The organism is Ramlibacter sp., from assembly GCF_050250995.1.
Classification (GTDB): Bacteria; Pseudomonadota; Gammaproteobacteria; order Burkholderiales; family Burkholderiaceae_C; genus Ramlibacter.
Map to the genome: position 1 here is coordinate 1 of NZ_JBFWNP010000065.1, position 25,178 is coordinate 25,178.

Below are 25,178 nucleotides of genomic sequence, written 5' to 3' on the forward strand. Positions count from 1 at the left end.
GGTGGCCCCTGCAGCGAAGTAAAGGAGGAGGAGCGCGCACGCGCGCGACGGGGGACATTCGCGGAAGGGGTCGCCCCCGTCCCGGTCCGGGGCGCGCCACTCCCTTCTGCCGCCCACACTCCTAGCCCGGTCGCCGTCCTGGCCCATAACGGATCGCCATGGGTCCGGACGGCGTGTCCCCGAATGAGGATTTCACCGCAGCGACGACCCGATCCCAGACGCCATCGTTCTCCAACGCCGGGATTTCCTTGGTCAGGGCATGCGTCAGGACACCCTTGCCGGCGTCGATCGAGCGGATGATCCGATCGATCTGCGCATCCGGCATTTCGATGATGTCCTTGATCGCCACACGCGCCCGTGCATGGTTGCGCATATGGCGCGACTCTTCGCGCATTTCCTCCTTGATCGTACGTTCCACCACGTCCGCAAGGTACGTGACATGGGCACTCAGGTCCATCAGGCGCCAGACATGCCTTGCGCTCGCATCGCCCGTGAACAACAGGTTCGAGGTGATGCCATCCGGGTAGGCGATGCGCTCGCCGAACGCGTAGTGCCCCGCAAGCGAAATCATGAGCGGCCTGGAGATGACCTCGAGGATGCGGTCATAAGCGTGCCGCTGCGCGCCGTCGCTGTCGATATGGGAGGAGACCGGAAGGATGATCGGTTCCTTCACGACGCCGTCGCGGCGGAGCAGGTCGTTGACCAGGAAACGGTGGATGCGGCCGTTGCCATCCGCGAGTGGATGGATGTACACGAAGCCGAATGCCGCCACGGCGCTGCGCATGATAGGCGACTGGCCCTTCGTCCTCTCGATGAAGGTCGCGATGCCCGCCAGCATCGGCCGAAGGTCTTCGGGCGGCGGGGCCACGTAATGCACGATCTCCTGATAGTTGCGGACTTCGCCGACAAAGACGGGAGAGCTGCGAATGCCGAACTGCCGCAGCGACGTCTGGCGACCCAGGATTTCGGACTGCAACTCGGCGAGCGCGGCCTCCGCGAGCGGCAGGTCGCCCTGCCCCGTGCGCCGTCCCAGAACGCCGGCAAACCGCTGGATGCGATCGGCCGCGTCGGCCTCGCCCTCGATCTCGAAACTCGAGCGGCTCTCTCGCAGCGTCATCCAGACGGCCGACTTCATCAGCAGGTCCTCGCCGAACTCGCGTCCCAGATCCGCGAGCAGCCCCGCCACGTCGAGCGCCATGCTCTCCACGACCTGCGGCGTCTTGCGAACGATCGGGCAGAAGGCCGGCGTTCCGGGCATGTTGTCGCGCACCCGCCAGCGGCGATTGGCGGTCGCCACGTCCGGGGAAGCGGCGACGACGCGGTCCGCATCGAGCACATCCACATACGCCACCGTTGCCGAGGGTTCAACGGCAAGTTGCCGGCCCGTGAGCCACTCGTACAGGAAGCAGGCACGGCGGACATACTGACCCGTGGGCTCGCTCATGTACCAGTCCACGAGTTCGCGCGGGTCGCATCTTTCGAACAGCCTCGACAGGAACTCGAGATGCGGCGCTTCGTGCTTCAGGTAGAACGTCAGATGGCCACGGAGCGACGTCTGCGGCCGCATCGCTTCGACGAAGGTTTCACGCGTGATGCCGTCCTCCGAGTGCGACGCACGCCTTCCGCCCACGCGACTGACCGTGGCGAGGGGCATGACCAGTTCGAGGCCGTACTTTCTGGCAAGCCAAGCGCCTCCAACGAGATCTTCAGGGGCTTCCATCCCGCGATTTTGCGCTCGATCGATGTAGCTTGCCAAAAAACGTTCGAATATCGGGCTTGGCGCCAAAAATCGCCCTGCAACGGCTTCGAGCAGCAAGCCGCCCTCGTCGCCGTGCATCCCTGAATGTCACCGGCATGGCCGCAAGGCGGTCACCCATCCGCGCCCCTCACTCCACCGTCACGCTCTTCGCCAGATTCCGCGGCTTGTCCACATCCGTCCCCCGCGCCAGCGCCGTGTGATACGCCAGCATCTGCAGCGGCACCACGTGCAGCAGCGGCGACAGCGCGCCGTAGTGCTCGGGCATGCGGATCACGTGGATGCCTTCCTCGCTCTCGATCTTCGAGTCCGAGTCGGCCAGCACGTACAGCACCCCGCCGCGCGCGCGCACTTCCTGCATATTGCTCTTGAGCTTCTCCAGCAGCGCGTCGTTCGGCGCGACCGTCACCACCGGCATGTCGCTCGTGACGAGCGCGAGCGGGCCGTGCTTCAGTTCGCCCGCCGGGTAGGCCTCGGCGTGGATGTAGCTGATCTCCTTGAGCTTCAACGCGCCCTCCAGGGCGATCGGGTAGTGCATGCCGCGCCCGAGGAAGAGCGCGTTCTCCATCCGCGCGAAGTCCTCCGCCCAGCTGATCACCTGCGGCTCCAGCGCCAGCACGGCGGAGAGCGCGGCCGGCAGGTGGCGCATCGCCTTCAGGTGCTCGGCCTCCTGCGACTCGGTGAGGCGGCCCTTGGCCTGCGCGAGCGCCAGGGTCAGCAGGAACAGGCCGGCGAGCTGCGTGGTGAACGCCTTGGTCGACGCGACGCCGATCTCGACGCCGGCGCGCGTGAGGTAGGCGAGCTTGCATTCGCGCACCATCGCCGAAGTCGACACGTTGCACACCGTCAGCGTGTTCTCCATGCCGAGGGACTGCGCGTGCCGCAGCGCCGCCAGCGTGTCGGCCGTCTCGCCGGACTGGCTGATCGTCACCACCAGCGTCCTGGGCAGCGGCACGCTTTCGCGATAGCGGTACTCGCTTGCGATCTCGACCTGCGTCGGGATCTTCGCGATGCTCTCCAGCCAGTACTTCGCGGTGCAGCCGCTGTAGTAGCTCGTGCCGCAGGCGAGGATCAGCACCGACTCGACATCCTTGAAGATGCGGTGCGCGCCATCGCCGAACAACTCCGGCACGATGCCGTGAACGCCTTCGAGCGTGTCCGAAATCGCGCGCGGCTGCTCGAAGATTTCCTTCTGCATGTAGTGCCGGTACGGGCCGAGCTCCGCCGCGCCGCTGTGCGCCTGCACGGTCTTGACCGGGCGCGTGACGGCCTTGCGCGTGCGGTCCTCGATCCAGTAGCGGCCCAGTTGCAGGTCGACGAAGTCGCCCTCCTCCAGGTACACGATCTGGTCGGTCACGCCCGCGAGCGCCATTGCGTCGCTGGCGAGGAAGTTCTCGCCCTCCTTGCCCACGCCGAGCACGAGCGGCGAGCCCGCGCGCGAGCCCACGACGCGATGCGGCTCGTCCTTGCAGAACACCGCGATGGCATACGCGCCGTGCAGTTTCGCGATCGCGGTCTTCACGGCCTCGAATAGGTCGCCGTCGTACACGCTGTCGACGAGATGGCAGATCACCTCGGTATCGGTCTGGCTCGCGAAGACGTAGCCCTTGGCCTTGAGCGCCGCGCGCAGTTCGTCGTGGTTCTCGATGATGCCGTTGTGGACGACCGCGACGCGGCCGGGCCCCTGAGGCGCGGACGCACCGGGCCCGTGGCTGAAGTGCGGGTGCGCGTTGTGAACCGCGGGCGCGCCGTGCGTGGCCCAGCGCGTGTGGGCGATGCCGGTGGTGCCTTCGATGTGTTCGCTCTCCACCTGCGACAGGAGCTCGGCGACGCGCGCCGTGCTGCGCGCACGCTTCAGGCCGTCGGCGTAGACCGCGACGCCGCAGGAGTCGTAGCCCCGGTATTCGAGACGCTGCAGCCCCTGCACGAGGATGGGGACGATGTTGCGGGTAGAGACCGCGCCGACGATGCCGCACATGATGAAAACCTCCCTGGAATGAATCGACTTTAGAGGCTCACCCGAGGAATCGGCATTCAAAATTGACGAGAATTTGAAATAAAAGCTGCTCATCCATGATCGTCGTAATATGATTTCAGAAAATGGACATCGACGGAATCGACATTCACATTCTTGAGATGCTGCAGGAAGACAGCTCCGTCTCCAACCAGGAGTTGGCGAGTCGCGTCCACGTGTCCCCGCCGACGTGCCTGCGGCGCGTGAAGCGCTTGCGCGATGCGGGCCTGATCGCGCGCGAGATCGCGATCCTGGACCCCGAGCGGGTCGCGGCCGCGGTGGGCCACGGCCTCGAAGCGATCGTGGAGATCACGCTCGACCGGCAGGGCGCGGAGGCACAGGAGGAATTCGAGTCGCGGGTGAGCGCGGACAACGCGGTGCAGCAGTGCTACCGCGTCTCGCCCGGTCCCGACTTCGTGCTCGTGGTGCATGCGCGCGACATGCCCGGATACCTCGCGCTCGCGCAGCGGCTCTTCACGAGCGACGCGAACGTGCGCAACGTGAAGGCTTTCTTCTCGGTCAAGCGCGCGAAGTTCGCACCGCGCGTGGCGCTGCGCTGAAGCGCCCGCGCGGCCGCCCTCAGCCGCCCTTCTTCGGCCGCTGCCAGTTCGCGATGCTGACTTGCTTGCCGCGCGCGACAGTGAGCGCATCGGCGGGCGTGTCCTTCGTCACGACCGAACCCGCGCCGACGGTGCCGCCCGCGCCGATGCGCACCGGCGCCACCAGCACGCAGTTGCTGCCGATATGGGCATCGTTCTCGATCACGGTCTTGTGCTTGTTGGCACCGTCGTAGTTGGCCGTGATGCTGCCCGCGCCGTAGTTGACGCGCTCGCCCACCGTGGCGTCGCCAACGTAGGCGAGGTGATTCGCCTTCGCGCCGGCGGCCAGCGTGGAGTTCTTCACTTCGACGAAGTTGCCGATGTGGACGTCGGCGCCGAGGTTCGCGCCCGCGCGCAGCCGCGCGAACGGCCCGACGAGCGCGCCCGGTCCGACCTGCACGCCCGAGCTGGCGTCGCCGGCCATGTGCGTGTAGGCGTGGATCTGCGCGCCCGCCTCGATGTGCGCGTTCGAGATGCAGCAGTTCGGCCCGATCTTCACGCCGTCGCCGAGGTAGACGTTGCCCTCGAAGATGCAGTTGATGTCGATCTCCACGTCCTGCCCGCATTCGAGGCGGCCGCGCAGGTCGAAGCGCGCGGGGTCGGCGAGGCGCACGCCCCGATCCATCAGGTCCTGGGCCTGGCGCAGCTGGAAGGTCCGCTCGAGATCCGCGAGCTGGCGCGGGCTGTTCACGCCGTCGACCTGCAGGCGGTCGACGGCCTTCACCGCGACGACGTCCGCGCCGTCCTTCACGGCCATCGCGACGATGTCCGTCAGGTAGAACTCGCCCTGCGCGTTGTCGTTCTTCAGGCGCGGCAGCCAGCGCTTGAGCAGCGCGTTGGGCACGGCCATGAAGCCGGTGTAGACCTCCTGGATCTCGCGCTGCGCCTCGGTGGCGTCCTTGTGCTCCACGATGCCCCACACGGCCTGGCCGCTGCGGAGGATGCGGCCGTAGCCCGTGGGGTCCGGCATGTCCACCGAGAGCAGCGCCAGCCGCTCGCCGCCGCAGCGCTCCACCAGCGTCTGCAGCGTGCCGCCCTGGATGAGGGGCACGTCGCCATTGAGGATGAGCGCGATGCCGTCGTCGCCGAGCGCGGGCACCGCCTGTTGCACGGCATGCCCGGTGCCCAGCTGCGGCTGCTGCGTGACGAAGGTCGGCACCGGGCGATGCGCGCGCAGGGAAGATGCGCGCAATGCCTCTTCGACCTCGTCGCCGCCATGGCCCGTCACGACGATCACCCGGCGAGCTTCCAGCCCGGCCGTGGCGTCGATCACATGGTCGATGAGTGCGCGACCGGCCAGGGGGTGCAATACTTTCGCACGCCGGCTTTTCATGCGGGTGCCCTTGCCCGCCGCCATGATGACGACATCGACCGCCGTCGAACGCACGCCACTCGAATGAACCACCAGATCGACCGCTGCCATGAGACTCCCTTTGCCAGGTTCGCCCGTTGCGGGCCGTCCCGGATTATCGCGGCGCTCCTGCTCGCGGCAAGCCTTGCAGGCTGCAGCGCCGTGCGATTCGGCTACGGCAGCCTGCCCGAGCTGTCGTACTGGTGGCTCGACAGCTACTTCGACTTCACCGACGAGCAGGACCTGGCGGTGCGCCAGGAGCTCGCGCGGCTGCACCGCTGGCATCGCGCCACGGAGCTGCCGCGCGCCGTCGAATTGCTCGGCCGCATGGAGAAGATCGCCACCGGCCCCGTGACCGCGGCGCAGGCCTGTGCGTTCGCCCCGGAAATCCAGGCGCGCATCGAGGCGGTGGCGATGCAGGCGGAGCCGGCGGCCGCGGCCATCGCGGCCACGTTCTCGCCCGATCAGATGCGACATCTCGAACGCAAGTACGGCCGCAACAACGCCGATTTCCGCAAGGACATGGTCGAGTCGCCGGTGCGCGCGCGCGAGAAGCAGGAGAAGACCTGGGTCGACCGGTTCGAGATGGTCTACGGCAACATCGAGGACGGCCAGCGCGCCGCCTTGCGCCAGGCGATCGCCCAGTCGATCTTCGATGCGCCGCGCATGCTGCGCGAGCGGCAGCGGCGCCAGCAGGACCTGCTGAACACGCTCCGACGCATGCGCGAACCCGGCGTCACGACGGCGCAGTCGCGGGCCTTGCTTCGCGGATACATCGACCGCGTGAAGCGCTCACCCGATCCGGAGTACGCGCGTTATCAGGAGGCGATGCTGGAGGAAGGCTGCCGCTTCAGCGCGGCCATGCACGCGCTGACGACGCCCGAACAGCGCGCGCATGCGGCGCGGCGGCTGCGCGGATGGCAGCGCGACTTCCGCGAACTCGCGGCGGCGGACTGAAATGTTCGCCGCGGCCCTCGATCAGCGCTCGCCGCGGGCGTGCGACTTGCCTTCGCGCTCGGCCTGCTCGAGCTCGCGCGCTTCCTGCTCGGAGCGGGGCTTGGCGGCCTCCGCATCCTTCTGCACGTCGGCCTTGTCGAGGTAGTTCCTCGTGCGCTCGTTGTAGTCGCGCGTGGCGGTGTAGCTGCCTTCGCCCTCGATCTTCGAATCGTCCTGCGAGCCGCCCTGCTGGGCGCTCGGACGGGACTGGAAGTCGGTGCCGCCCGCCTGCTGCTGCTGGCGGTCGCCGCGGCCGGAGGATTGCTGCTGTTGCTGGAGGGGGCGGGATCTTTCGTTCATGCGGAGTCTCCTTGATTGCGCCTCAGCTTAAGGAGGCGTCAGGAGGTCCGGTGTCGTCCGCCGCACGGCGGCGCTGTGGGAGAGCGCCTACGACTTTCTCACCCAATTCAATCCTGCAGCGAGGCCCACATCTCCTTGTCCCGCTCGGCGGTCCAGATGCGCGGGTTCTTGATGCCGCGCGCCTCGTCCCAGGCGCGGCTCACGTCGAACGGCAGGCAATGCTCATAGATGAACACGTGGCCGAACACCGGGTCCATGGCCTTGCGCGTGTGCGCCATCGCGGCCTTCAGGTCCATGTTCGCGGCCGCCGCCTCGCGCGCGCAGCGATAGAGCGTCTCGACCCAGCGCTTCGTGTAGTCGAGCGCCTTGTGGACGTTGTCCGCGCCCTTCATCGCTTCGCCGCGGCCGGGCACGATGGCCTGCGCACCGAGCGCACGCAGTGCCTCCAGCGTGGCGGGCCACTCCTCAAGATGCGCGTCGCCGGTGTAGACGCCCGCCTCGTACTCGACGAGGTCGCCCGAGAACAGCACTTTTTCCTGCTCGACCCATGCGATGGTGTCGCCGCGCGTGTGGCCCGGCCCCGGCGACCAGATCTGCGCCTTCACGCCGCCCAGGTCGACGGTGAGTTTGCCGTCGATCACGAGCGTCGGCCACGTGAGCCCCGGCACCGACTCGGCGTTGCGGAACAGGCGCGGGAAGCGTTCCATCTCCGACTGCATGTCTTCCTTGCCGCGCTCGGCGATCAGCTCGTGCGTGCCCCGGCTCGCGATGATCTCGCTCGCGCCTTCGGCCGCATACGCGCTCGCGCCGAGCACGCGCACCGCGTGGTAGTGCGTGAGCAGCACGTACTTGATCGGCTTGTCGCTCACGCGGCGGATCTGCGCGATGAGGTCGCGGGCCATCGCCGGCGTCGCCGTCGCGTCGCTGACCATGATGAACTTGTCGCCGATGATGACGCCGGAGTTCGGGTCGCCCTCGGCCGTGTACGCCCAGCAGTGCGGGGACAACTGCTCGAAGGTCACTTTCTTGTCGGCCAGGTCGGCCTGGCTCGCGAATGCCTTGGACATGGGAACGGTCCTCTCAAGGTGAAAAGTCAAATGGGCAGCGGCTTCATGCCGCCGTCTCCTGCATGCCGTGCTCGAGCAGGCCGATCACCTCGTCCGCGAACGCCGCGTAGCTGAGCGGCCCGTCGGGGCGCAGCCAGGTGAAGGTCCAGTTGATCATGCCGAACAGCATCATCGTCAAAGCCGTCTGGTTCTGCTCGTTCAGCCGCCGCGGATAGGCGCGCCGCAGGAACCGCGTCATGGCCGAGACGACGTCGCGCTGGCGGTCGAGGATCATCTCGCGCTGCGCATCGCCGAGGAATTTCGCGTCGTGAAGCAAGGCCACGTGCCGCGTGGCCGAGTGCTCGTATTCCTCGAGGAAGGCGCGCACGAGTTCGTGCAGCGCGGCGCGGTCATCGAGGTTGCGCCGCTGGGCCTTGGCCTCGGCCTGTCCGATGATCGCGAGCAGCCGCTGCGTGTAGCGGTCGAGCAGGTCGAACAGGATCGCTTCCTTGCCGTCGTAGTAGTGATACAGCCGCGCCTTCGACATGCCCGTGGCGGTGGCGATGTCGTTCATGCTGGCCGCCGCATAACTGCGCTGCGCGAAGCACTGCGCCGCGAGATCGAGGATCTCCTCGCGACGCAGGTCGTGCTGCTGGGACTTGGGACGGGCCATTCGCGCCGATTATGGCCAAGGGAGTCATCCCCGAGCCGGCGCAAACGACGGGTCAGGTCCTGCAGACCCCGGCGGGAATCGGCTTGCGGGGCAGCACGGCATCGGCCGCGACCCGGACGAGCACCGTCACGACGCGGGCCGCCGCCTGCACGACGAGGCCCGTGGCGCGACGCAGGTCCGCGAGCGGCTGCACCATTTCGCCCCACGCCAGGCCGCGTGCAACGGCGACCTCGGCCACCGGGTCCCAGCTGAAATAGGCGGTGCGGCCGCGGCCCCACGACTCGATGACCACGCGCTGTCCGGGCGCGATGGTCACGGCCTCGCCGACTTCGACCACGAGGTCGCCCGCGTCGTCGGGGTGGATGCCGTGCGGACCGTCGAACGTGGCCCACAGGCGGCCATGCGCCACCTTCAGCGTCCCGCGCTGCAAAGGCTGCAGCGTGATCGCCCGGCCGGCGGCGAGCTTCCAGGTGCCGGGAAGCGGCGCAGCAGCAGCGTCGTGCAGGGGAGCGAGGCGGGTCGCGTTCATGGTTTCTCTCCAGGGGCGTTCTTGCGTTATCGGCATTGAATGATCGGCGACGCGCGCTTGGCGGTCCAATGAAATCCCGGTACGCTATTGATTCGCAACTCGCATCAATTGCCCGAGGCCTGCCGACAAGTCCCGACACTCGCCATGCAGCATTCCCAGACCCATCTGCGGACCCGGCCGATCTCGGCGGGGCATCTGCGCGCCTTCGAGGCGGTCGCCCGGCACCTCAACTTCCGCGCCGCCGCCGAGGAGATGGCGCTCACCCAGTCGGCCGTCAGCCGGCAGATCCAGTCGCTGGAGGAGGAAGTGGGCGTCGGCCTCTTTTTGCGACACACGCGCGCGGTCGAACTCACGAGCGCCGGTGCGCAACTCCTGACCGCCGTGTCGCAATCGCTCCCGCGCATCGACAACGCCGTGCGGCAGATCCGCCACAGCGCCGGGCGCCGCTCGGTGGCGCTCACGACCTTCGCGTCCTTCGCCTCGATGTGGCTCATTCCGCGCATGGAGCAGTTCCAGCGCGACAACCCGGACATCGACATCCGCATCGATGCGTCCGATGCCACCGTCGACCTCGACGTCGCCGACGTGGACCTCGCCCTGCGCTACGGTCCGATGGCGACCATGCCGGCCAACGCGGTGCGGCTCTTCGGCGAGCAGCTCACGCCGGTCGCGAGCCCCTGGCTGCTGAAGGACGGCGTGGCGTTCCGCAAGCCCGACGACGTCGCGCAGTTCACGCTGATCGAGGCGGGCGATGCGCACCAGACGCACCTGCAGTGGATTTCGTGGCGGCGCTGGCTCGACGAGCACAACCTCAGCCGGCTGCAGCCTCGCCGCTGGCTCTACTTCAACTATGCATACCAGATGGTGCAGGCGGCGCTGACGGGGCAAGGCCTCGTGCTCGCGCGGCTGCCGCTCGTGGCCGAAAGCCTGGCCAACGGCGACCTGGTGGAGCCGCTGCCCGCCCTGCGCATGGATTCGCCGATGGCGTATTGGCTCATCGTCGGCCCGCGCAGCGCGCAGCGGCCCGAGATTCGCGCGTTCTGCGAATGGCTGCGCGTGCAGAGCCGGATCACGCGGCAGACGATCGGGGAAGTGCCCGATCCGGATACCGTGGACAACATCGACTGAGGGCGGCGCCGGAACACGGGAGCACTGGATTCCCGCCTTCGCGGGAATGGCGGATCAATTCATCGGCCAGACGACGCCGAGCTCGTTCAGGATCGCATCGAGCGGCACGTCGTGAGGCTCGGGCTGCAGGTCCGGCAGCAGGCCGTTCGCGTAGCCCAGGCCCACGGTGTGGGGCTTCGGCGTGAGCGTGGCGAGCGTCTTGTCATAGAAGCCGCCGCCGTAGCCGAGGCGGTAGCCGCCCGCGCCATAGCCGACGCAGGGCACGAACAGCAGCGTGGGCACGACCACCTCGGTGTCCTTCGGCTTGGGAATGCCGTAGGCGTCCTCTTCCATCGGGCAGCCGGGGAACCACTGGTGGAACTTGAGGGTCCCATGCAGCTTGTCGACGACCGGCAGGCCGATGCGGCGCATCTGCGGCTGGTCGATCAGTTCGCCGTCTTCCTTCCAGCGGTGCAGCGCGGGCAGCGGATCGAACTCGCCCTTGATCGGCCAGTAGGCGCCGATCACGGTGTCGGGCCGGCCGATGAGCCACACGCGCATCACCTGCTGCAGGAGGTCGGCCCGCTTGAGCCGGTCCGGCATGTCCAGGCGCTGTTCGATGAGCCGCTTGCGCAAAGCCCTTTTTTCTTCCGACTTGTCCATAATCGTCCGATGAAATCGAGAACCATTTTGGCATCGTTGTGCGTGCTGCTGGCCACGGGCGCCTCGGCACAGCCCCGCGACGACGTCATCCTCGACATGCACCAGGCCTACCGCCAGGGCAACAAGGCGCGCCTGGCGCAACTGCTGCCGCAGGCGCGCAATCATGCGCTCGAACCGTGGGCCGCCTACTGGGAACTGCGCGCGCGCCTCGACACCGCGAACGCGCAGGAGGTCCAGAATTTCTACGCGCGCTATCCCGGCACCTACCAGGAAGACCGCCTGCGCAACGACTGGCTGCTGCTGCTGGGTTCGCGCCGCCAGTGGGACACCTTCATCGACGAGTACCCGCGCTATCGCATGCGCGACGACGCGAGCGTGCGCTGCTATGCCCTGCTGGTGCAGCACCTGCGCGAAGGCGCCGCCGCGCCCGCCTCGCTGCACGACGAGGTGCGCCGCCTCTGGCTCGCGCAGCGCGACGCCGACGACGCCTGCACCCTCGCCGCCAGCCGGCTCATCGGCGAAGGGCGCGGCGCGGGCCGCATGACCACGGCGGTTGCCTGGCGCTAGGCGCGCCTTGCCATCGAAAACAACCGGCCACGCGCCGCGGCCGGCGCCGTGCAGATCGTCGCGCCCGAGGCGATGGACCAGCTCGCCGAACTCAATGCGAGCCCGGCGCGCTTCCTCTCGGCCCGCGTGAGCGCCGCTTCGCGGGTGCGGCGCGAAATGATCGGCCTGGCGCTCATCAAGCTCGCGACCACCGAGCCCGACCAGGCCGCGGCGCAACTCGACAGCAAGTGGGGCCCGCAGATGCCCCCCGAGGAGCGCGACTGGATCTGGGGCGTGATCGGCAAGCAGGCGGCGCAGAAGCTGATGACCGATGCGCTGTCGCCGTACACCCGCGTGTCGCGCGACAGCCATCTGTCCGACGACGCGCTCGCATGGAAGGTCCGCGCCGCGCTGCGCGCCGGTCGCACGCCGCAGTGGCCCGCGATCCTGAGCGCCGTGAACGCGATGAGCGACGAAGCGAGGCAGGACCCCGCTTGGGTCTACTGGAAGGCGCGCGCGCTGCTCGCCCCCGCGAATCCGGGCGAGGCGAATCGCGCGGAGGCGCATCGGCTGCTCGAATCCATCGCCTCGCCGCGCGGCTTCTACGAGCAGCTCGCGATGGAGGCGCTCGGCCACAAGATCGTGCCGCCGGTGAAGGCCGCGGCGTTGACCGACGCCGAGCGCGAGGGCGCGCGGCAGAACGAGTCGCTCAACCGGGCCGTGTACGCCATCGGCATCGGTCTGCGGCCCGAAGGCGTGCGCGAATGGAACTACGCGACCAACCTGCATCGGCAAGGCGGCATGAACGACCGCGAACTGCTCGCGGCCGCGCAGTTCGCCTGCGACCGCGAGGTGTGGGACCGCTGCATCAACACGAGCGAGCGCACCCGCGCCGAGTTCGACTACGAGCAGCGCTTTCCGATGCCTTTCCGCGAAGCGGTGGTGCGGCGCAGCCAGCAGATCGGGCTGGACCCCGCCTACGTGTACGGACTGATCCGCCAGGAGAGCCGCTTCATCATGAACGCCCGCTCCCACGTCGGCGCTTCCGGCCTGATGCAAGTGATGCCCGCCACGGCGCGCTGGACCGCGCGCAAGATCGGCCTGAACAACTTCGCCATCGAGCAGCTGAACGACCGCGAGACCAACATCGCCATCGGCACCGGCTACCTGAAGCTGGTGCTGGACGACTTTGCCGGCTCGATGCCCATGGCCGCCGCCGCCTACAACGCGGGGCCGGGGCGGCCGCGCAACTGGCGCAACGGACCGACGATGGAAGCCGCGGCGTGGGCGGAGAACATTCCCTTCCACGAGACGCGCGACTACGTGAAGAAGGTGCTTGCGAACACAACCACTTACGCGGCGCTCATCTCCGGCCAGCCGCAGTCCTTGCGCGCGCGCCTGGGCACGGTGGGGCCGCGCGACGGCGGCGCCGAGCCCAATCGCGACCTGCCCTGAGGACGGCCGGCGATGTGGGAGATCGTCGCGGCCACCGCCGCCGCCGAATTCCGCGACGTGGCGGATGTGCGCCAGGTGACGCAACTCGTCATCCGCACCTTGCTGGCCGCGCTGCTCGGCGGACTGATCGGCCTCGAGCGCGAAATGCACGGCAAGCCGGCGGGCATCCGCACGCACATGCTGATCGCGCTGGGCTCGGCCCTGTTCGTGCTCGTGCCCCAGCAAGGCGGCATGGACATGGAGTCCCTGAGCCGCGTGATCCAGGGCCTGCTGGCGGGCGTCGGCCTGCTGTGCGCGGGCAGCATCCTCAAATCGAACAGCGACGACGAGCAGGTTACCGGGCTCACCAGCGCGGCCGGCCTGTGGATGACCAGCGCCATCGGCGTCGCCATCGGTCTGGGCCGCGAATCCACCGCGATCATCGCGACGCTGCTCGTGCTCGGCATCCTGATGCTGGAGCGGCCCCTGCGCCGCCTGAAGCAACGCAGCGGCGACGGGCCGACCGGCTGAGGGCCGCATCAATCGCCGGCTCTTTTGGCATCAATCGCCCGGCGCCGTCCCGCTAGCATGCGGCACCCCCTATCGAAGAGGCGCACATGCTCGAGCTCTACATCGGCAACAAAAACTACTCCTCCTGGTCCATGCGGCCCTGGGTGCTGCTGCGGCAGGCGGGCATCGCCTTCGAGGAGGTGAAGGTGCGGTTCGATTCGTTCGACACCGACTCGCGTTTCAAGGAGGCCGTGCTGCAGGTCAACCCCGCCGGCCGCGTGCCGGTGCTGGTGGACGACGGTTTCGCGGTGTGGGACACGCTGGCGATCGTCGAATACGTGGCCGAGAAATTCCCCGACCGCGCCGTGTGGCCGACGGACGCGAAGGCCCGCGCGCGTGCGCGCAGCGTCTGCGCCGAAATGCATTCGGGGTTTTCGGCGCTGCGCACGCACTGCCCGATGAACCTCGAGGCGTCGCTGCCGCAGGCCGGCGCGCTCGCCTGGCGCGACCACCCCGCCGTGCGCACGGACGTGCAGCGCATCGTCTCGATGTGGACGCGCCTGCTCGAGGAACACGGCGGCCCGATGCTCTTCGGCCAGTTCAGCGCGGCCGACGCGTATTTCGCGCCGGTCTGCTTCCGCCTGAAGAACTATGCCCTGCCGGTGCCGGGCGCCATCGCCGACTACATCCGCCGCGTGGAGGCGCTGCCCGGCGTGAAGGCATGGGTGGAGGACGCGCTCGCCGAGAAGGACTTCCTCGACTTCGAGGAGCCGTACCGCACGGCACGTTGAAGCACCGGGCGCGGCTTACACTGCCGCCATGAAAAGCTTCGTGGTCGGCGGCGCCGTGCGCGATGCCCTCCTCGGGCGCGCGGTGAGCGACCGCGACTGGGTCGTCGTGGGCGCGACGCCGCAGCAGATGGCCGAGGCCGGCTACCTGCCGGTCGGCAAGGATTTCCCCGTGTTCCTGCATCCGCAGACGCGCGAGGAATACGCGCTCGCCCGGACCGAGCGCAAGACCGCGCGCGGCTACCACGGCTTCGCCTTCCACGCCGCGCCGGAAGTGACGCTCGAACAGGACCTCGCGCGGCGCGACCTCACCGTCAACGCGATGGCCCGCGACGAGGACGGCACGCTCGTCGATCCGTACGGCGGCCAGCGCGATCTCGACGCGAAAGTGCTGCGCCATGTGACGCTTGCCTTTCGGGAAGACCCCGTGCGCATCCTGCGCGTGGCGCGATTCTCGGCACGGCTGGCCGACTTCTCCATCGCGCCGGAGACGATGGCGCTGATGCGCGAGATGGTGGCGGTGGGCGAGGTCGATGCGCTCGTGGCGGAAAGGGTGTGGCAGGAACTGGCGCGCGGCCTGATGGAGGCGAAGCCGTCGCGCATGTTCGAAGTCCTCGCGCAGTGCGGCGCACTGGAGCGCCTGCTGCCCGAGCTTTCGTCCGTCGCTTCGTCGCGCTGGGCGCGGCGCATCGACGTCGCGGCCTCCGCATCGTCCACCGTGGATCGTCAAGGCGCCGATGCTGCCGTCACGGCGTCGCTCCCCGTCCGGTTCGCCTGCCTGACGCTCGATCTCGGCGCGGCCGTGCGTGGGTTGTGCGAACGACTGCGCGTGCCCACCGATTGCCGCGACCTCGCGGAGCTGGCGGTGCGGGAGCGATCGAATGTGCGGGCGAGCGCCGAACTCGACGCCGAAGGCTTGATGCAGTTGCTGGAGCGCAGCGACGCCCTGCGCAAGCCGCAGCGGTTCGGCGAATTGCTCGCCGTCTGCGAGTTCGATGCGGCGGTCGACGCCAGCGTCGGGGACGCCTGGGCGCATCGCCTTCGGTTCGCACTGCAGGCGGCGCAGCGGGTCGGCACCGCGGCGATTGCGGCCGAGGCGCAGCGACGCGGCCGCTCGGGGCCCGCGGTCGGCGAAGCGATCCATCGCGCCCGCGTCGAAGCCATCGCCGCCGCCCTGGGCCTGCGGCTTCGCGGCGACGACGATCAGGCCACCAGCGCCAACGCCGCGTAATCCCCCACCGCGTCGGCCAGGCCCGCCGGCACGAAATCGCATCCCTCGGTCAGCGCCGGAAAGCGCCCGGCCAACTGTGCCGAGAGGCGCGGCAACAGCAACTCCCTGTTATGGAAGAACACGCTGCCGCCCAGGCTGATGCGCTGCAGGTCGAGCGTGCAGACGAGGTTGTAGAGCCCGCGCCCCATGATGCGGCACAGCTCGTCGACGGTGGCCCCGGCCGCCGCGTCGCCCGCGCGCGCGCGCTGCATGAGCGTTGCCGCATCCGCGCCGAATCGCCGCGCCACCGCATTGCCCGCGACCAGGGCCTCCAGGTCGCCGACGTTGCCGCAGCCGCACAGCGCATCGTCGTTTTCGCTCACGAACATGTGCCCGGCATGGCCGGCATTGCCATTCTTGCCGCGCAGCACGCGCCCGTCCACGCACAGACCCACCCCGACGCCGGTGCTCCACGTCACGTAGGCGCAGTGGTCGAAGCCCTGCAGCGCGCCCCAGCGCCGCTCGGCCTCGAGCGCGGCGACGCAATCGTTCTCGACCCGCACGTCCGTGAAGCGCTGTCGCAGCGGCGCCTCCAGCAAGGCGGTCGTCCAGTCGTTCGGCAGGCCGCGCTCCGGGCCCGCCAGGCCGCCGCAGATGTTGGGCGCCGCGAGTTCGACCAGGCCATCGCGCAGCACGAACGGGCCACATGAGGACACGCCCGCCTTGCGCACGTCGCGCGGCGCGATGCCGGCCTCGGCACAGGCTTCGTCGACCATGCGCAGCAACTGCGCCGCGAGCGCATCGTTCGTGCCGGTCTTGGCGGTCGGCTCCGCGCGGCGCGCGATGAGATCGAGCCCCTCGCCGGTGTTGAGACTGACGGCGACCTTGGTGCCGCCGATGTCGATGCAGGCCTTCATGTCATATGAATTTGGAAACTATTGCCGCCACCATGCTGAGCAGCAGCGTGGTGGTCAGCGGAATGAACCATTCCCGCCCGAACAGCCTGAAGCGGAAATCGCCGGGCAGCTTGCCGAACCCGAGGCGCTGCAACAGCGGCGTGAACCAGCTGATCAGCACGAGCGCGAGGAAGACGACGATGATCCATCGAATCATGGGGCGGGGGCTTTCGTGTTCGAGTGTGCCGCGTTTTCGGCGTCACAGGGTGTGAGTGCGGTCGCCTTCGCCGAAACCGCGCGCATCCCAGAAGGGGCCCTTGTGCAGCGCGAGAACCTTGAAGAGTTCGCCCATCTCGTGCTCGGCGATGAGCGGCTGCGCGGCGATGCGCGTCTTCGCGTCCGCCGCCGCCATGAGCGGCACGATGCCGCAGTTCACGAGAAAGCGCGCCTGCGACGTATAGCCCAGCGTGGCGAGCCCCGCTTCCTGCGCGGCGACGGCGATGCCGGTGAAGTTGACGTGCGCGGTGATGTCCTTCTGCCCCGGCTCGGCCAGCGGCTCGGTGTCGGCCATGTGGCCGCGGTGGCACATCAGTGTGCCCATGTGGCGCTGCGGGTGGTAGTACTCGGACTCGGGGAATCCGTAATCGAGGAAGAACGCCGCGCCACGCTCCAGGCGGTCCGCGAGCGTGCGCACGAAGGCCTCGGCCTGCGGATGGATCTCCGTCAGGTAGTCGTGGGGTCCGGCCACCTCGACGGGCGGCCGCAGGTCCGTGGGCCGATCCTCCCACGCCAGTGCATCGCCCGCATGGGCAACACCCCGTTCATGCCAGGTTCCACCCTTGCGCACCAGGAGCTTCACCGGCATCGCATCGAGCACTTCGTTGCCGACCACGACGCCCGAAAAGCGCTCGGGCAACTGGTCGACCCACCGCACGCGCTGGCCGAAGCGGGCGAGCCGCTCGCGCTGCCGCTCGCGCAGGCTCGCGGACAACTCGACGATGGTGTAGCGGCGTGCGCTCGTCCCGAGGGCTTCGAGCAATTGCGCGGCCAGCGCGCCGCTGCCCGCGCCGAACTCCCATACCTCGCGCGTGCCGGTCTTCTCCAACGCCTCCGCGACCTGCACCGCGAGCGCACGGCCGAAGAGCGGACTCATCTCCGGCGCCGTCACGAAATCGCTGCCCGAGGAGGGCATCGTGCCGAACTTGCGCGATGCATTCGCGTAGTAGCCCAGCCCCGGCGCATAGAGGGCACTGGCCATGAACCGGTCGAACGGCAGCCAGCCGCCGGCCCGCGCCACCTGCCGCACGATCAGCGCTTCGAGAGCGCTCGCTACACTTGCCTCGCCATGATTCACTTCCCGATTGTCCGCGAATGACGAACGACGCCCCGGCGCCCCCGCGCACCGTGCTCGTCACGGGCAGTGCCCGCCGGCTCGGCCGCGCGATCGCGCTCGCGCTGGCCGAGGCGGGCTGGCAGGTGGCCGTCCATTACCGCGGCTCGCGGGCCGAGGCGGACGACACCGTCGACGAATGCATGCGCCGCGCGCCGGGCCGGCGCTTCAAGGCCTTCCGCGCCGACCTCGCCGACGAATCGCAGACGCGCGCGCTGCTGCCGCGGGCGGTCGCCGCGTTCGGCAGCGTCGATGCCGTGGTGAACAACGCATCCCTCTTCGAGCACGACGACGCCGACTCGTTCTCGTACGCCGCCATGGAAGCCCATGCGCGTACGAACACCGCCGCGCCGGTCGCGCTGGCGCAGGCGCTGCACGCGCATCTCGCGCAACGCGACGCGCAGGGCGCGGTCGTGAACCTGCTCGACCAGAAGCTCTGGAACATGAATCCGGACTTCTTCAGCTACACCCTGTCGAAAGCCGCGCTGCACGCCGCGACCACGATGCTCGCCACCGCGCTCGCGCCGCGCGTGCGCGTGGTCGGCGTCGCGCCGGGTCTCACGCTCACGAGCCACCTCCTGTCGCAGGAGCGCTTCGAGCAGCTGCACAAGCTCTCGCCGCTCGGCCGTTCGTCCACGCCCGAGGACGTCGCGGCGGCCGTGCGCTTCGCGCTGGACAATGCGTCGGTCACGGGCACGACGCTGCTCGTCGACGGCGGCCAGCACCTCATGCGCTTCGAGCGCGACTTCTCCCACATGTGACCGCCATGGCATCGTCCGGCAACCAGATTCTTTCGCTCGCCGGGCTGCGGTTCGACGCGAGCCTCGGCATCCTCGACCACGAAAAGGACGCGCCGCAGCCGATCCTCGTCGACGCCGAGCTCAACCTCGGCTTGCAGCCGCTCCTGCCGCGCGACGACGACATCGGGCATGTGCTCGACTACCGCAAGGTGCGACGCATCATCATCGAGGAATGCACCGCGGAGCACGTGAACCTGCTCGAAAGCCTGATCGGCAAGCTGTCGAACCGGCTGCTGCAACTGCCCGGCGTGCTGGGCGTGCGCGTGCGCATCGTGAAGCTCGAGATCTTCGACGACTGCGAGGTGGCGATCCGGATGGAGAGCGGGACGTGGTGAACCGGTACGACCCTGCGATCGAAGCGCGAATCCGGGAGGTCGCGGCGGCGGGCGAGACGCCGGTGCTGCAGCGCCTTCGCGAAGCGAAGTTCATCTCCCACAACGTCCCGCTGACGCCCACCCTTTGCACCCGGCCCGGCGAGCCCCTGATCGAAGCGTCCCCGCGCACGCGCGCCATCCACGATGCGCTCCACCTGTATCTGCCCGGCGGTCCCCGTGGCAAATCCGCCGTCGACCTCGGCTGCCTCGAGGGCGGCCTGACCTTCGAGCTGTGGCGCGCGGGACTGCAGGTGCTCGGCGTCGAAGTCCGGCAGGACAACCTCGACCGTGCGCTGCTGCTGCGCGATCACTTCCGGGCGGAGGGCGAGATGGCGTTCCTGCAGGCCGATGTCCGCGAATTCCGGCCCGGTCGCAGGTTCGACGTCGTCGTCTGCTCCGGCCTGCTCTATCACCTCGACGATCCCGCCGCGTACATCGTGCAGCTCGCGGAACTGACCGCGCCGGGCGGACTGCTGTATCTCGACACGCACGTGGCGCCCGAGGACGTCGAACTGGCCGAATGCGAATTTCGCGGCTCGCTGTCGCCGCTGCGCTCGCGCGACGCCGGCGGCACGACGATCCGCTGGCGCGACTACGCCGAGGACGTGACGCAGGCGGAGTCGTCCGTGGGCAATGCCACGTCGATGTGGATGGACACCGACTCGCACGTCGAGCTGCTGATCCGGGCGGGCTTTTCGCGGGTGTTCGAGATGCACGGGTACTTCGGGCCGGGCGAGACGGCGCTGAAGCGGCGCTACGCGCGGCGGTACTGGGCGGCCCTGAAGTCCGCCTGAGATTGCGGCCGGTGGGACAATCCAGCCCATGAGTGCCCTCTGGAACGCCGACGAACCCGTATCGCTGTCGCCCGAGCGAAAAATCGAGCGCGAGGCCCACAAGCTGGAAAAGCGCCTGTGCCGCCAGGTGGGCCAGGCCATCGTCGACTACAACATGGTCGAGGCCGGCGACAAGGTGATGGTGTGCCTCTCGGGCGGCAAGGACAGCTATGCCCTGCTCGACATCCTGATGAAGCTGCGCCAGCGCGCGCCCATCGACTTCGAGCTCGTGGCCGTCAACCTCGACCAGAAGCAGCCGGGCTTTCCCGCCGACGTGCTTCCCAACTACCTGAAGCAGCTGGGCGTGCCCTTTCACATCGAGGAGCAGGACACCTACTCCATCGTGAAGGACAAGATTCCCGAAGGCAAGACGATGTGCAGCCTCTGCAGCCGGCTGCGCCGCGGCATCCTCTACCGCGTGGCCGGCGAGCTGGGCGCGACCAAGATCGCGCTGGGCCACCACCGCGACGACATGCTGCAGACCTTCTTCCTCAACATGTTCTTCGGCGGCAAGCTCAAGGGGATGCCGCCCAAGCTGCAGAGCGACGACGGGCGCAACGTCGTGATCCGCCCGCTGGCCTACGTCGCCGAAAAGGACCTCGTGCGCTGGGCCGAGCAGCGGCGCTTCCCCATCATTCCCTGCACGCTGTGCGGCAGCCAGGAGAACCTGCAGCGCAAGCAGGTGGGCGCGATGCTGCGAGAGTGGGAGCGCAAGCACCCCGGCCGCCTCGACAACATGCTGCACGCGCTGCAGAACGTCGTCCCGTCGCATCTCGCTGACGGAACGCTTCACGATTTCGCGACTCTCACAGCCACGGGCGTGGCGGACCCCGAGGGCGACAAGGCCTTCGACACGGAAGAATTTGCCGAACCTGCCGCGCTGCCGCTCCTGCAAGTCATCAAGCTGTGAGGTTTTCCATGAGAAGCGTGCTGCGGCGGGCGGGCGCCGCCGTCCTCGCCGGTTTCGCGTTGGCGCTGACGGGCTGCGCCACCGGCTACCTGCTCGACAACAACGTGCAGTCGTTTTCGCACCTCACGGCCGTGCCCTCGCCGGCCACGTACCGGTTCGAGCGCCTGCCGTCCCAGTCCGCCGACCCCGTGCAGTCGCAGCTCGAGGCGCTCGCCGACCCGGCGCTGCACAAGGCGGGGTTCCGCCGCGACGATTCCCAGCCGCGCTACAGCGTGCAGGTGACGGCGCGCGTCGAGCGCGTTCCTTCGCCCTATTCCGACCCCTGGGACCGCTTCGGTTTCGGTTGGGGATTCAGCGGCCGGCGCTGGGGCATCGGCGGCGGACTGGGCCGGCTCGAGTCGCCCTGGTATCGGCGCGAGGTCGGCCTCGTCGTGCGCGAACTGGCCGGGAACAAGGTGGTCTACGAGACCCGGGCCGCGAACGACGGGCCGTGGCTGGACAACGCTTCCGTCCTTCCGGCGATGTTCGATGCGGCCCTGCAAGGCTTTCCGAATGCGCCGCAAGGCCTGCGCCGCGTGGACATCCACGTCGGGGCGCCGGCCGCCGCGCCGCGCTAACGGATCGCGCCCGCCTTTCGACGGGGCGCCACGATTCGAAACGCAACACCGACCAGCGGACGCTGCCGGGCCCGGCAGCAAACCGCATCGCTCCCTACAATGGGTCGCCATGGAAGCCACCCGCATCATCGCCGTCCGGCATGGTGAGACCGCCTGGAACGTCGATGCCCGAATCCAGGGGCAGCTCGACATCCAGCTCAACGACACGGGCCGCTGGCAGGCCAGCCGGGTGGGCGCGGCGCTGGCCGGCGAGGAAATCAGCGCGGTCTACTCCAGCGACCTCGGCCGGGCCCACGAGACGGCTCGCGCCATCGGCACCTCGACCGGGCTCCCGGTCATCCCGCACCAGGGCCTGCGCGAACGCCGCTTCGGCATGTTCGAGGGCAAGACCTTCGACGAAATCCAGAATGTCTGGCCCGACCACGCGCGCGACTGGCGCAAGCGCATTCCCGAATGGGAGCCGCCCGAGGGTGGCGAGTCGCTGCTGCAGTTGCGCGAGCGCGTGCAGCGCACGGTGCAGGATCTCGCCTCGCACCACGGCGGCCGCCAGATCGTCGTGGTCGCGCACGGGGGCGTGCTCGACACGCTCTATCGCATCGCCACCGGGCAGGAAGTGAATTCGCCACGCACCTGGCAACTGCCCAACGGCGCCATCAATCGGCTTCTCTGGACGCCCGAGGGCTTCACCCTCGTCGGCTGGTCCGACACCCAGCACCTCGACCATGCGGCCTTCGACGAAGACACGTCTTTCTGAATCCCTGCGGGCCATCGTCGGATCGGGCGTGGAAGCCATCGACACGCCCGCCCTCGTGGTGGACCTCGACGCCGTCATGCGCAACCTGGGCCGCATGGCCGAGTTCGCGAAGAAGCACGAGATGCGCTGGCGTCCGCACGCGAAGATGCACAAGAGCTCGGCGCTCGCCAAGCTCCAGATGCAGGCGGGCGCCGTCGGCGTGTGCGTGCAGAAGACGGCCGAAGCCGAGGCGATGGTGGCTGGCGGGGTGAACAACGTCTACATCACCAACGAGGTCGTGGCGCCGGGCAAGCTCGCGCGCGTGGCCGCACTGGCGCACCTCGTCGCGGCCGAGAACGGCCAGCTCGCGATCGCGGTGGACAGCATCGAAGGCGTCACGCGACTCGCGCAGGCGATGAACGAGGCACGTCCGCATGCACCGGCGCCGGCCGTCATCGACGTCTTCGTCGAGCTCGACGTGGGGCAGGGCCGATGCGGCATTCCGCCCGGCCGGCAGGCCGTGGGCCTCGTCCACGAAATTCGCAGGCATCCCGCGCTGCGCTTCGCCGGGCTGCAGGCGTACCACGGCAAGGCGCAGCACCTGCGCTCGCCGCAGGCGCGGCGCGATGCCATCGCCGCCGCGGTGCAGGACACGAAGTTCACGCGCAGCCTGATCGAGAAGGAAGGCGTTCCCGTGGACCTCGTGACCGGGGCCGGCACGGGCAGCATGGTGTGCGAGGCGGCGAGCGGTCTTTACGGCGAACTGCAGGCGGGCTCGTTCATGTTCATGGATGCCGACTACGCGGCGAACGAACGCGATCCCGCCCAGCCGCATTTCGAGCACGCCCTCTTCGTGAAGTCGCAGGTGATCAGCTCGGGCCTGCAGCACGCGGTCTGCGATGCGGGCCACAAGAGCCATGCCATCGATTCGGGGCTGCCCAGGGTTCATTCGTTTTCGGGCGAGCCCACGCTCGACTACTTCAACGGCGGCGACGAGCACGGCATCCTGCGGCCGGCCGCGGGCGCGGGCGTTGCCGTGCCCCGCATCGACGACGTCGTGTGGCTGATTCCCGGCCATTGCGACCCGACCGTCAACCTGCACGACTTCCTGGTCGGCGTGACCGGCGGCCTCGAACAGGGCGAGGTGTCGCGCATCATCCGCGTCGACGCGCGCGGCGCGCTGACCTGAGGGCGGCTACTCGCCGAAGAGTTCGCCCGCGCCGCGCGGCGGCACGACGCCGAGGTGGCGGTAGGCGGCGACCGTCGCGATGCGGCCGCGCGGCGTGCGCTGAAGGTAGCCCTGCTGGATGAGATAAGGCTCGATCACGTCTTCGATCGTGTCGCGCTCCTCGCCGATGGACGCCGCGATGTTGTCGAGCCCCACGGGGCCGCCGTCGAACCGGTGGATCACCGCCTCCAGCAGCTTGCGGTCCATCACGTCGAAGCCCTGCGGATCGACGTCGAGCATGGCCAGCGCCTTGTGCGCGATCGCTTCCTCGATGCGGCCGTCGCCCTTCACTTCGGCGTAGTCGCGCACGCGGCGCAACAGGCGGTTGGCGATGCGGGGCGTGCCGCGCGAGCGCTTCGCGATTTCGGCCGCGCCCGCCGCATCGATGGGCACGGTGAGCAGGCCGGCGCTGCGCGTCACGATGCGCGCGAGCTCTTCGGGCGTGTAGAACTCCAGCCGCGCGACGATGCCGAAGCGGTCGCGCAGCGGATTGGTCAGCATGCCCGCGCGCGTGGTCGCGCCGACGAGCGTGAATGGCTGCAGGTCGAGCTTGATCGAGCGGGCGGCCGGCCCCTCGCCGATCATGATGTCGATCTGGTAGTCCTCGAGCGCGGGGTACAGGATTTCCTCCACCACCGGCGACAGGCGATGGATCTCGTCGATGAAGAGCACGTCGTTCTTCTCGAGATTCGTGAGCAGCGCGGCGAGGTCCTTGGGCTTCTCCAGCACGGGGCCGGAGGTCTGGCGCAGGTTCACGCCGAGTTCGTGCGCGATGATGTGCGAGAGCGTCGTCTTGCCGAGGCCCGGCGGGCCGAACAGCAGCACGTGGTCGAGCGCCTCGCCGCGCTTGCGGGCGGCGCCGATGAAGATCTCGAGCTGCTCGCGCGTCTTCGCCTGGCCGACGTACTCGTCGAGCAGCTTGGGGCGCAATGCGCGTTCGATGGCTTCTTCGTTCGGCGATGCGGGCGCGGCCGACACCACGCGCTTCGACGGCGCGGGCACGAAGTCGTCGGTTTGGATGGTCATCTCCAAGCCTGCAAATTCTGCATTGCCCGCCGCAAGCTTGGGCAACCTTCTGCCGCTCTTGCAGCGGACCAGGACGTTCGAGCAAATTCGCTCAGGTGGAGAACGTACCCCGCTCCGGGTTTCGTTCCATCACGATTTATCATCTCAGAGCGCAGAGTTCGACTCCTCGAACGCCTTGCGAGCTGCAGCAGAACGGTCTTAGGATCAGAAAGAGTTTCCGGCTGTGAGGGGATCTTCGCCAACGGTATGTCGAGAAATTTCGCAATGGCTTTTCGATCGCCAAGAAGCCAACTCTCCGCCTCGTTCACCGCCAACCGGAGCGCAAAGGTGCTTGGCGGACTTACAGGTAACCATTTCGAAAGTAAGTGCCTTACACAATTCCCGTCTGTATCTGCGACGCATAGGACTGGGTAAAGGTTTCTTGCAAGATTGGCGAGCCGAGGCAGAGCGGCAACCAGCTTTGTCACACCAGCAGTGTTGATGGAATCTCGCGCGAATGACCACGTCGGCAACGCAGCGCGCACAAGTTGTTCGCCCAGCGCACAGCAAAGCATATCCTCTCCAACCACTAGGACTCGCGTCACGCAAACAAGCCCATCTGATCGATCCCCCTTGGCCTTGTCCGGGGCAGAAGTACTTCAGCTGGATTCAGTCCATGCTGAACCTCCTCTTCCTCTTGCGCACTTGCAGTGCGAACCGTGGTGCCGTTGTCACCTGGCTCCAGTAGCAGAATCGAACTCACATCCGGGACAGCCCCAATCAAAGTCTCGCTGTGGGTCGAGCTTATTACTTGGCGAAGGAAACTTCCCTTTTTCCGCAATCGTAGAACTCGATCGATCATCGATGGGA

The 25,178-nt window shown here is 68.3% G+C and carries 25 protein-coding genes and 2 pseudogenes; 14 read left to right on the top strand and 13 right to left on the bottom strand.

The annotated features are described in order from the left end of the window. Positions 1–121: 121 nt before the first annotated feature. A complete protein-coding gene (locus AB7E83_RS25415; protein WP_428573807.1) occupies positions 122–1,816 on the bottom strand; it encodes a Fic family protein in 1,695 nt (564 codons plus the stop codon). A 70-nt stretch (positions 1,817–1,886) separates the two neighbouring features. Then, positions 1,887–3,734 (bottom strand): glutamine--fructose-6-phosphate transaminase (isomerizing), encoded by a 1,848-nt coding sequence (glmS, locus tag AB7E83_RS25420; protein ID WP_428573809.1) that lies wholly within the window; start codon positions 3,732–3,734, stop codon positions 1,887–1,889. A 122-nt stretch (positions 3,735–3,856) separates the two neighbouring features. Here glmS and AB7E83_RS25425 point away from each other — a divergent pair, with 122 nt between their 5' ends. After that, entirely contained in the window at positions 3,857–4,330 is a 474-nt protein-coding gene (locus AB7E83_RS25425) for an Lrp/AsnC family transcriptional regulator (RefSeq protein ID WP_428573811.1), read from the top strand. A gap of 19 nt (positions 4,331–4,349) precedes the next feature. On the opposite strand, the gene glmU is transcribed toward AB7E83_RS25425, so the two are convergent. After that, positions 4,350–5,792 (bottom strand): bifunctional UDP-N-acetylglucosamine diphosphorylase/glucosamine-1-phosphate N-acetyltransferase GlmU, encoded by a 1,443-nt coding sequence (gene glmU / locus AB7E83_RS25430; protein WP_428573813.1) that lies wholly within the window; start codon positions 5,790–5,792, stop codon positions 4,350–4,352. 90 nt (positions 5,793–5,882) lie between these two features. Between glmU and AB7E83_RS25435 the strand changes: the two genes are divergently transcribed. Next, on the top strand, positions 5,883–6,677 hold the full coding sequence (locus AB7E83_RS25435; RefSeq protein ID WP_428573815.1) for a DUF6279 family lipoprotein: 795 nt from the start codon (positions 5,883–5,885) through the stop codon (positions 6,675–6,677). Between the two features lie 21 nt (positions 6,678–6,698). On the opposite strand, the gene AB7E83_RS25440 is transcribed toward AB7E83_RS25435, so the two are convergent. From AB7E83_RS25440 to AB7E83_RS25455, 4 genes are all read right to left on the bottom strand, one after another. Continuing rightward, positions 6,699–7,016 carry a hypothetical protein gene (locus tag AB7E83_RS25440; protein WP_428573817.1) on the bottom strand — a complete coding sequence of 106 codons (318 nt, stop codon included), beginning with the start codon at positions 7,014–7,016 and terminating at the stop codon, positions 6,699–6,701. 107 nt (positions 7,017–7,123) lie between these two features. Next, positions 7,124–8,083 carry an MBL fold metallo-hydrolase gene (locus AB7E83_RS25445; protein WP_428573819.1) on the bottom strand — a complete coding sequence of 320 codons (960 nt, stop codon included), beginning with the start codon at positions 8,081–8,083 and terminating at the stop codon, positions 7,124–7,126. 43 nt (positions 8,084–8,126) lie between these two features. Then, entirely contained in the window at positions 8,127–8,735 is a 609-nt protein-coding gene (locus AB7E83_RS25450; protein WP_428573821.1) for a TetR/AcrR family transcriptional regulator, read from the bottom strand. A gap of 52 nt (positions 8,736–8,787) precedes the next feature. Next, a complete protein-coding gene (locus tag AB7E83_RS25455) occupies positions 8,788–9,264 on the bottom strand; it encodes a DUF2917 domain-containing protein (RefSeq protein ID WP_428573823.1) in 477 nt (158 codons plus the stop codon). Positions 9,265–9,408: 144 nt separating this feature from the next. On the opposite strand from AB7E83_RS25455, the gene AB7E83_RS25460 reads away from it, so the two are divergent. Beyond that, complete coding sequence (locus AB7E83_RS25460; protein WP_428573825.1) at positions 9,409–10,392, top strand: LysR substrate-binding domain-containing protein; 984 nt, start codon at positions 9,409–9,411, stop codon at positions 10,390–10,392. Between the two features lie 54 nt (positions 10,393–10,446). Here the strand turns inward: AB7E83_RS25460 and AB7E83_RS25465 are convergent, their stop codons facing one another. After that, entirely contained in the window at positions 10,447–11,034 is a 588-nt protein-coding gene (locus tag AB7E83_RS25465) for a 5-formyltetrahydrofolate cyclo-ligase (RefSeq protein ID WP_428573827.1), read from the bottom strand. A gap of 9 nt (positions 11,035–11,043) precedes the next feature. Between AB7E83_RS25465 and AB7E83_RS25470 the strand changes: the two are divergent. The 4 genes and pseudogenes from AB7E83_RS25470 (at position 11,044) to AB7E83_RS25485 (ending at position 15,543) form a co-directional block, all read left to right on the top strand. Beyond that, positions 11,044–13,035 (top strand): annotated as a pseudogene (locus AB7E83_RS25470) (transglycosylase SLT domain-containing protein). A gap of 12 nt (positions 13,036–13,047) precedes the next feature. Beyond that, the gene (locus tag AB7E83_RS25475) at positions 13,048–13,545 is read left to right on the top strand and encodes an MgtC/SapB family protein (RefSeq protein WP_428573829.1); all 498 of its coding nucleotides are present in this window, start codon (positions 13,048–13,050) and stop codon (positions 13,543–13,545) included. A gap of 86 nt (positions 13,546–13,631) precedes the next feature. Continuing rightward, positions 13,632–14,315: a glutathione S-transferase family protein gene (locus AB7E83_RS25480; protein WP_428573831.1), complete on the top strand. Its 684-nt coding sequence runs from the start codon at positions 13,632–13,634 to the stop codon at positions 14,313–14,315. A gap of 28 nt (positions 14,316–14,343) precedes the next feature. After that, positions 14,344–15,543, top strand: coding sequence for a multifunctional CCA tRNA nucleotidyl transferase/2'3'-cyclic phosphodiesterase/2'nucleotidase/phosphatase (locus AB7E83_RS25485; RefSeq protein WP_428573833.1), 1,200 nt, complete (start codon positions 14,344–14,346; stop codon positions 15,541–15,543). Here the strand turns inward: AB7E83_RS25485 and AB7E83_RS25490 are convergent. From AB7E83_RS25490 to AB7E83_RS25500, 3 genes are read right to left on the bottom strand one after another with little or no spacing between them, the layout of a single operon-like run. Continuing rightward, positions 15,516–16,439: an ROK family protein gene (locus tag AB7E83_RS25490; protein ID WP_428573835.1), complete on the bottom strand. Its 924-nt coding sequence runs from the start codon at positions 16,437–16,439 to the stop codon at positions 15,516–15,518. The genes AB7E83_RS25485 and AB7E83_RS25490 overlap by 28 nt on opposite strands. Before the next feature lies 1 nt (position 16,440). Next, positions 16,441–16,635, bottom strand: coding sequence for a DUF2905 domain-containing protein (locus tag AB7E83_RS25495; RefSeq protein ID WP_428573837.1), 195 nt, complete (start codon positions 16,633–16,635; stop codon positions 16,441–16,443). Positions 16,636–16,677: 42 nt separating this feature from the next. Further along, positions 16,678–17,772, bottom strand: a complete 1,095-nt coding sequence (locus AB7E83_RS25500) for a class I SAM-dependent methyltransferase (RefSeq protein ID WP_428573839.1) — start codon at positions 17,770–17,772, stop codon at positions 16,678–16,680. Between the two features lie 17 nt (positions 17,773–17,789). Between AB7E83_RS25500 and AB7E83_RS25505 the strand changes: the two genes are divergently transcribed. The 7 genes from AB7E83_RS25505 (at position 17,790) to AB7E83_RS25535 (ending at position 23,264) form a co-directional block, all read left to right on the top strand. Continuing rightward, complete coding sequence (locus AB7E83_RS25505; RefSeq protein ID WP_428573841.1) at positions 17,790–18,569, top strand: SDR family oxidoreductase; 780 nt, start codon at positions 17,790–17,792, stop codon at positions 18,567–18,569. 5 nt (positions 18,570–18,574) lie between these two features. Beyond that, the gene (locus tag AB7E83_RS25510; protein ID WP_428573843.1) at positions 18,575–18,943 is read left to right on the top strand and encodes a dihydroneopterin aldolase; all 369 of its coding nucleotides are present in this window, start codon (positions 18,575–18,577) and stop codon (positions 18,941–18,943) included. Then, a complete protein-coding gene (locus AB7E83_RS25515; RefSeq protein ID WP_428573845.1) occupies positions 18,937–19,776 on the top strand; it encodes a class I SAM-dependent methyltransferase in 840 nt (279 codons plus the stop codon). Before AB7E83_RS25510 ends, AB7E83_RS25515 begins: the two co-directional genes overlap by 7 nt. A 28-nt stretch (positions 19,777–19,804) precedes the next feature. Then, a complete protein-coding gene (ttcA, locus tag AB7E83_RS25520) occupies positions 19,805–20,725 on the top strand; it encodes a tRNA 2-thiocytidine(32) synthetase TtcA (RefSeq protein ID WP_428573847.1) in 921 nt (306 codons plus the stop codon). A gap of 8 nt (positions 20,726–20,733) precedes the next feature. Beyond that, the gene (locus tag AB7E83_RS25525; RefSeq protein ID WP_428573849.1) at positions 20,734–21,342 is read left to right on the top strand and encodes a DUF4136 domain-containing protein; all 609 of its coding nucleotides are present in this window, start codon (positions 20,734–20,736) and stop codon (positions 21,340–21,342) included. A gap of 109 nt (positions 21,343–21,451) precedes the next feature. Continuing rightward, positions 21,452–22,096 (top strand): histidine phosphatase family protein, encoded by a 645-nt coding sequence (locus AB7E83_RS25530; RefSeq protein WP_428573851.1) that lies wholly within the window; start codon positions 21,452–21,454, stop codon positions 22,094–22,096. Then, a complete protein-coding gene (locus AB7E83_RS25535) occupies positions 22,065–23,264 on the top strand; it encodes a DSD1 family PLP-dependent enzyme (RefSeq protein WP_428573853.1) in 1,200 nt (399 codons plus the stop codon). The genes AB7E83_RS25530 and AB7E83_RS25535 overlap by 32 nt, the downstream gene beginning before the upstream one ends. A gap of 6 nt (positions 23,265–23,270) precedes the next feature. Here the strand turns inward: AB7E83_RS25535 and ruvB are convergent, their stop codons facing one another. Next, on the bottom strand, positions 23,271–24,329 hold the full coding sequence (gene ruvB, locus AB7E83_RS25540) for a Holliday junction branch migration DNA helicase RuvB (RefSeq protein WP_428573855.1): 1,059 nt from the start codon (positions 24,327–24,329) through the stop codon (positions 23,271–23,273). A gap of 580 nt (positions 24,330–24,909) precedes the next feature. Continuing rightward, positions 24,910–25,178: pseudogene (locus AB7E83_RS25545) on the bottom strand (AAA family ATPase); the annotation flags it as partial.

Excerpts from the sequence above, each read along its gene's own strand:
- glmS (WP_428573809.1), bottom strand. The coding sequence starts at position 3,734 with ATGTGCGGCATCGTCGGCGCGGTCTCTACCCGCAACATCGTCCCCATC.
- AB7E83_RS25425 (WP_428573811.1), top strand. The coding sequence starts at position 3,857 with ATGGACATCGACGGAATCGACATTCACATTCTTGAGATGCTGCAGGAA.
- glmU (WP_428573813.1), bottom strand. The coding sequence starts at position 5,792 with ATGGCAGCGGTCGATCTGGTGGTTCATTCGAGTGGCGTGCGTTCGACG.
- AB7E83_RS25440 (WP_428573817.1), bottom strand. The coding sequence starts at position 7,016 with ATGAACGAAAGATCCCGCCCCCTCCAGCAACAGCAGCAATCCTCCGGC.
- AB7E83_RS25445 (WP_428573819.1), bottom strand. The coding sequence starts at position 8,083 with ATGTCCAAGGCATTCGCGAGCCAGGCCGACCTGGCCGACAAGAAAGTG.
- AB7E83_RS25450 (WP_428573821.1), bottom strand. The coding sequence starts at position 8,735 with ATGGCCCGTCCCAAGTCCCAGCAGCACGACCTGCGTCGCGAGGAGATC.
- AB7E83_RS25455 (WP_428573823.1), bottom strand. The coding sequence starts at position 9,264 with ATGAACGCGACCCGCCTCGCTCCCCTGCACGACGCTGCTGCTGCGCCG.
- AB7E83_RS25460 (WP_428573825.1), top strand. The coding sequence starts at position 9,409 with ATGCAGCATTCCCAGACCCATCTGCGGACCCGGCCGATCTCGGCGGGG.
- AB7E83_RS25465 (WP_428573827.1), bottom strand. The coding sequence starts at position 11,034 with ATGGACAAGTCGGAAGAAAAAAGGGCTTTGCGCAAGCGGCTCATCGAA.
- AB7E83_RS25475 (WP_428573829.1), top strand. The coding sequence starts at position 13,048 with ATGTGGGAGATCGTCGCGGCCACCGCCGCCGCCGAATTCCGCGACGTG.
- AB7E83_RS25480 (WP_428573831.1), top strand. The coding sequence starts at position 13,632 with ATGCTCGAGCTCTACATCGGCAACAAAAACTACTCCTCCTGGTCCATG.
- AB7E83_RS25485 (WP_428573833.1), top strand. The coding sequence starts at position 14,344 with ATGAAAAGCTTCGTGGTCGGCGGCGCCGTGCGCGATGCCCTCCTCGGG.
- AB7E83_RS25490 (WP_428573835.1), bottom strand. The coding sequence starts at position 16,439 with ATGAAGGCCTGCATCGACATCGGCGGCACCAAGGTCGCCGTCAGTCTC.
- AB7E83_RS25495 (WP_428573837.1), bottom strand. The coding sequence starts at position 16,635 with ATGATTCGATGGATCATCGTCGTCTTCCTCGCGCTCGTGCTGATCAGC.
- AB7E83_RS25505 (WP_428573841.1), top strand. The coding sequence starts at position 17,790 with ATGACGAACGACGCCCCGGCGCCCCCGCGCACCGTGCTCGTCACGGGC.
- AB7E83_RS25510 (WP_428573843.1), top strand. The coding sequence starts at position 18,575 with ATGGCATCGTCCGGCAACCAGATTCTTTCGCTCGCCGGGCTGCGGTTC.
- ttcA (WP_428573847.1), top strand. The coding sequence starts at position 19,805 with ATGAGTGCCCTCTGGAACGCCGACGAACCCGTATCGCTGTCGCCCGAG.
- AB7E83_RS25525 (WP_428573849.1), top strand. The coding sequence starts at position 20,734 with ATGAGAAGCGTGCTGCGGCGGGCGGGCGCCGCCGTCCTCGCCGGTTTC.
- AB7E83_RS25530 (WP_428573851.1), top strand. The coding sequence starts at position 21,452 with ATGGAAGCCACCCGCATCATCGCCGTCCGGCATGGTGAGACCGCCTGG.
- AB7E83_RS25535 (WP_428573853.1), top strand. The coding sequence starts at position 22,065 with ATGCGGCCTTCGACGAAGACACGTCTTTCTGAATCCCTGCGGGCCATC.
- ruvB (WP_428573855.1), bottom strand. The coding sequence starts at position 24,329 with ATGACCATCCAAACCGACGACTTCGTGCCCGCGCCGTCGAAGCGCGTG.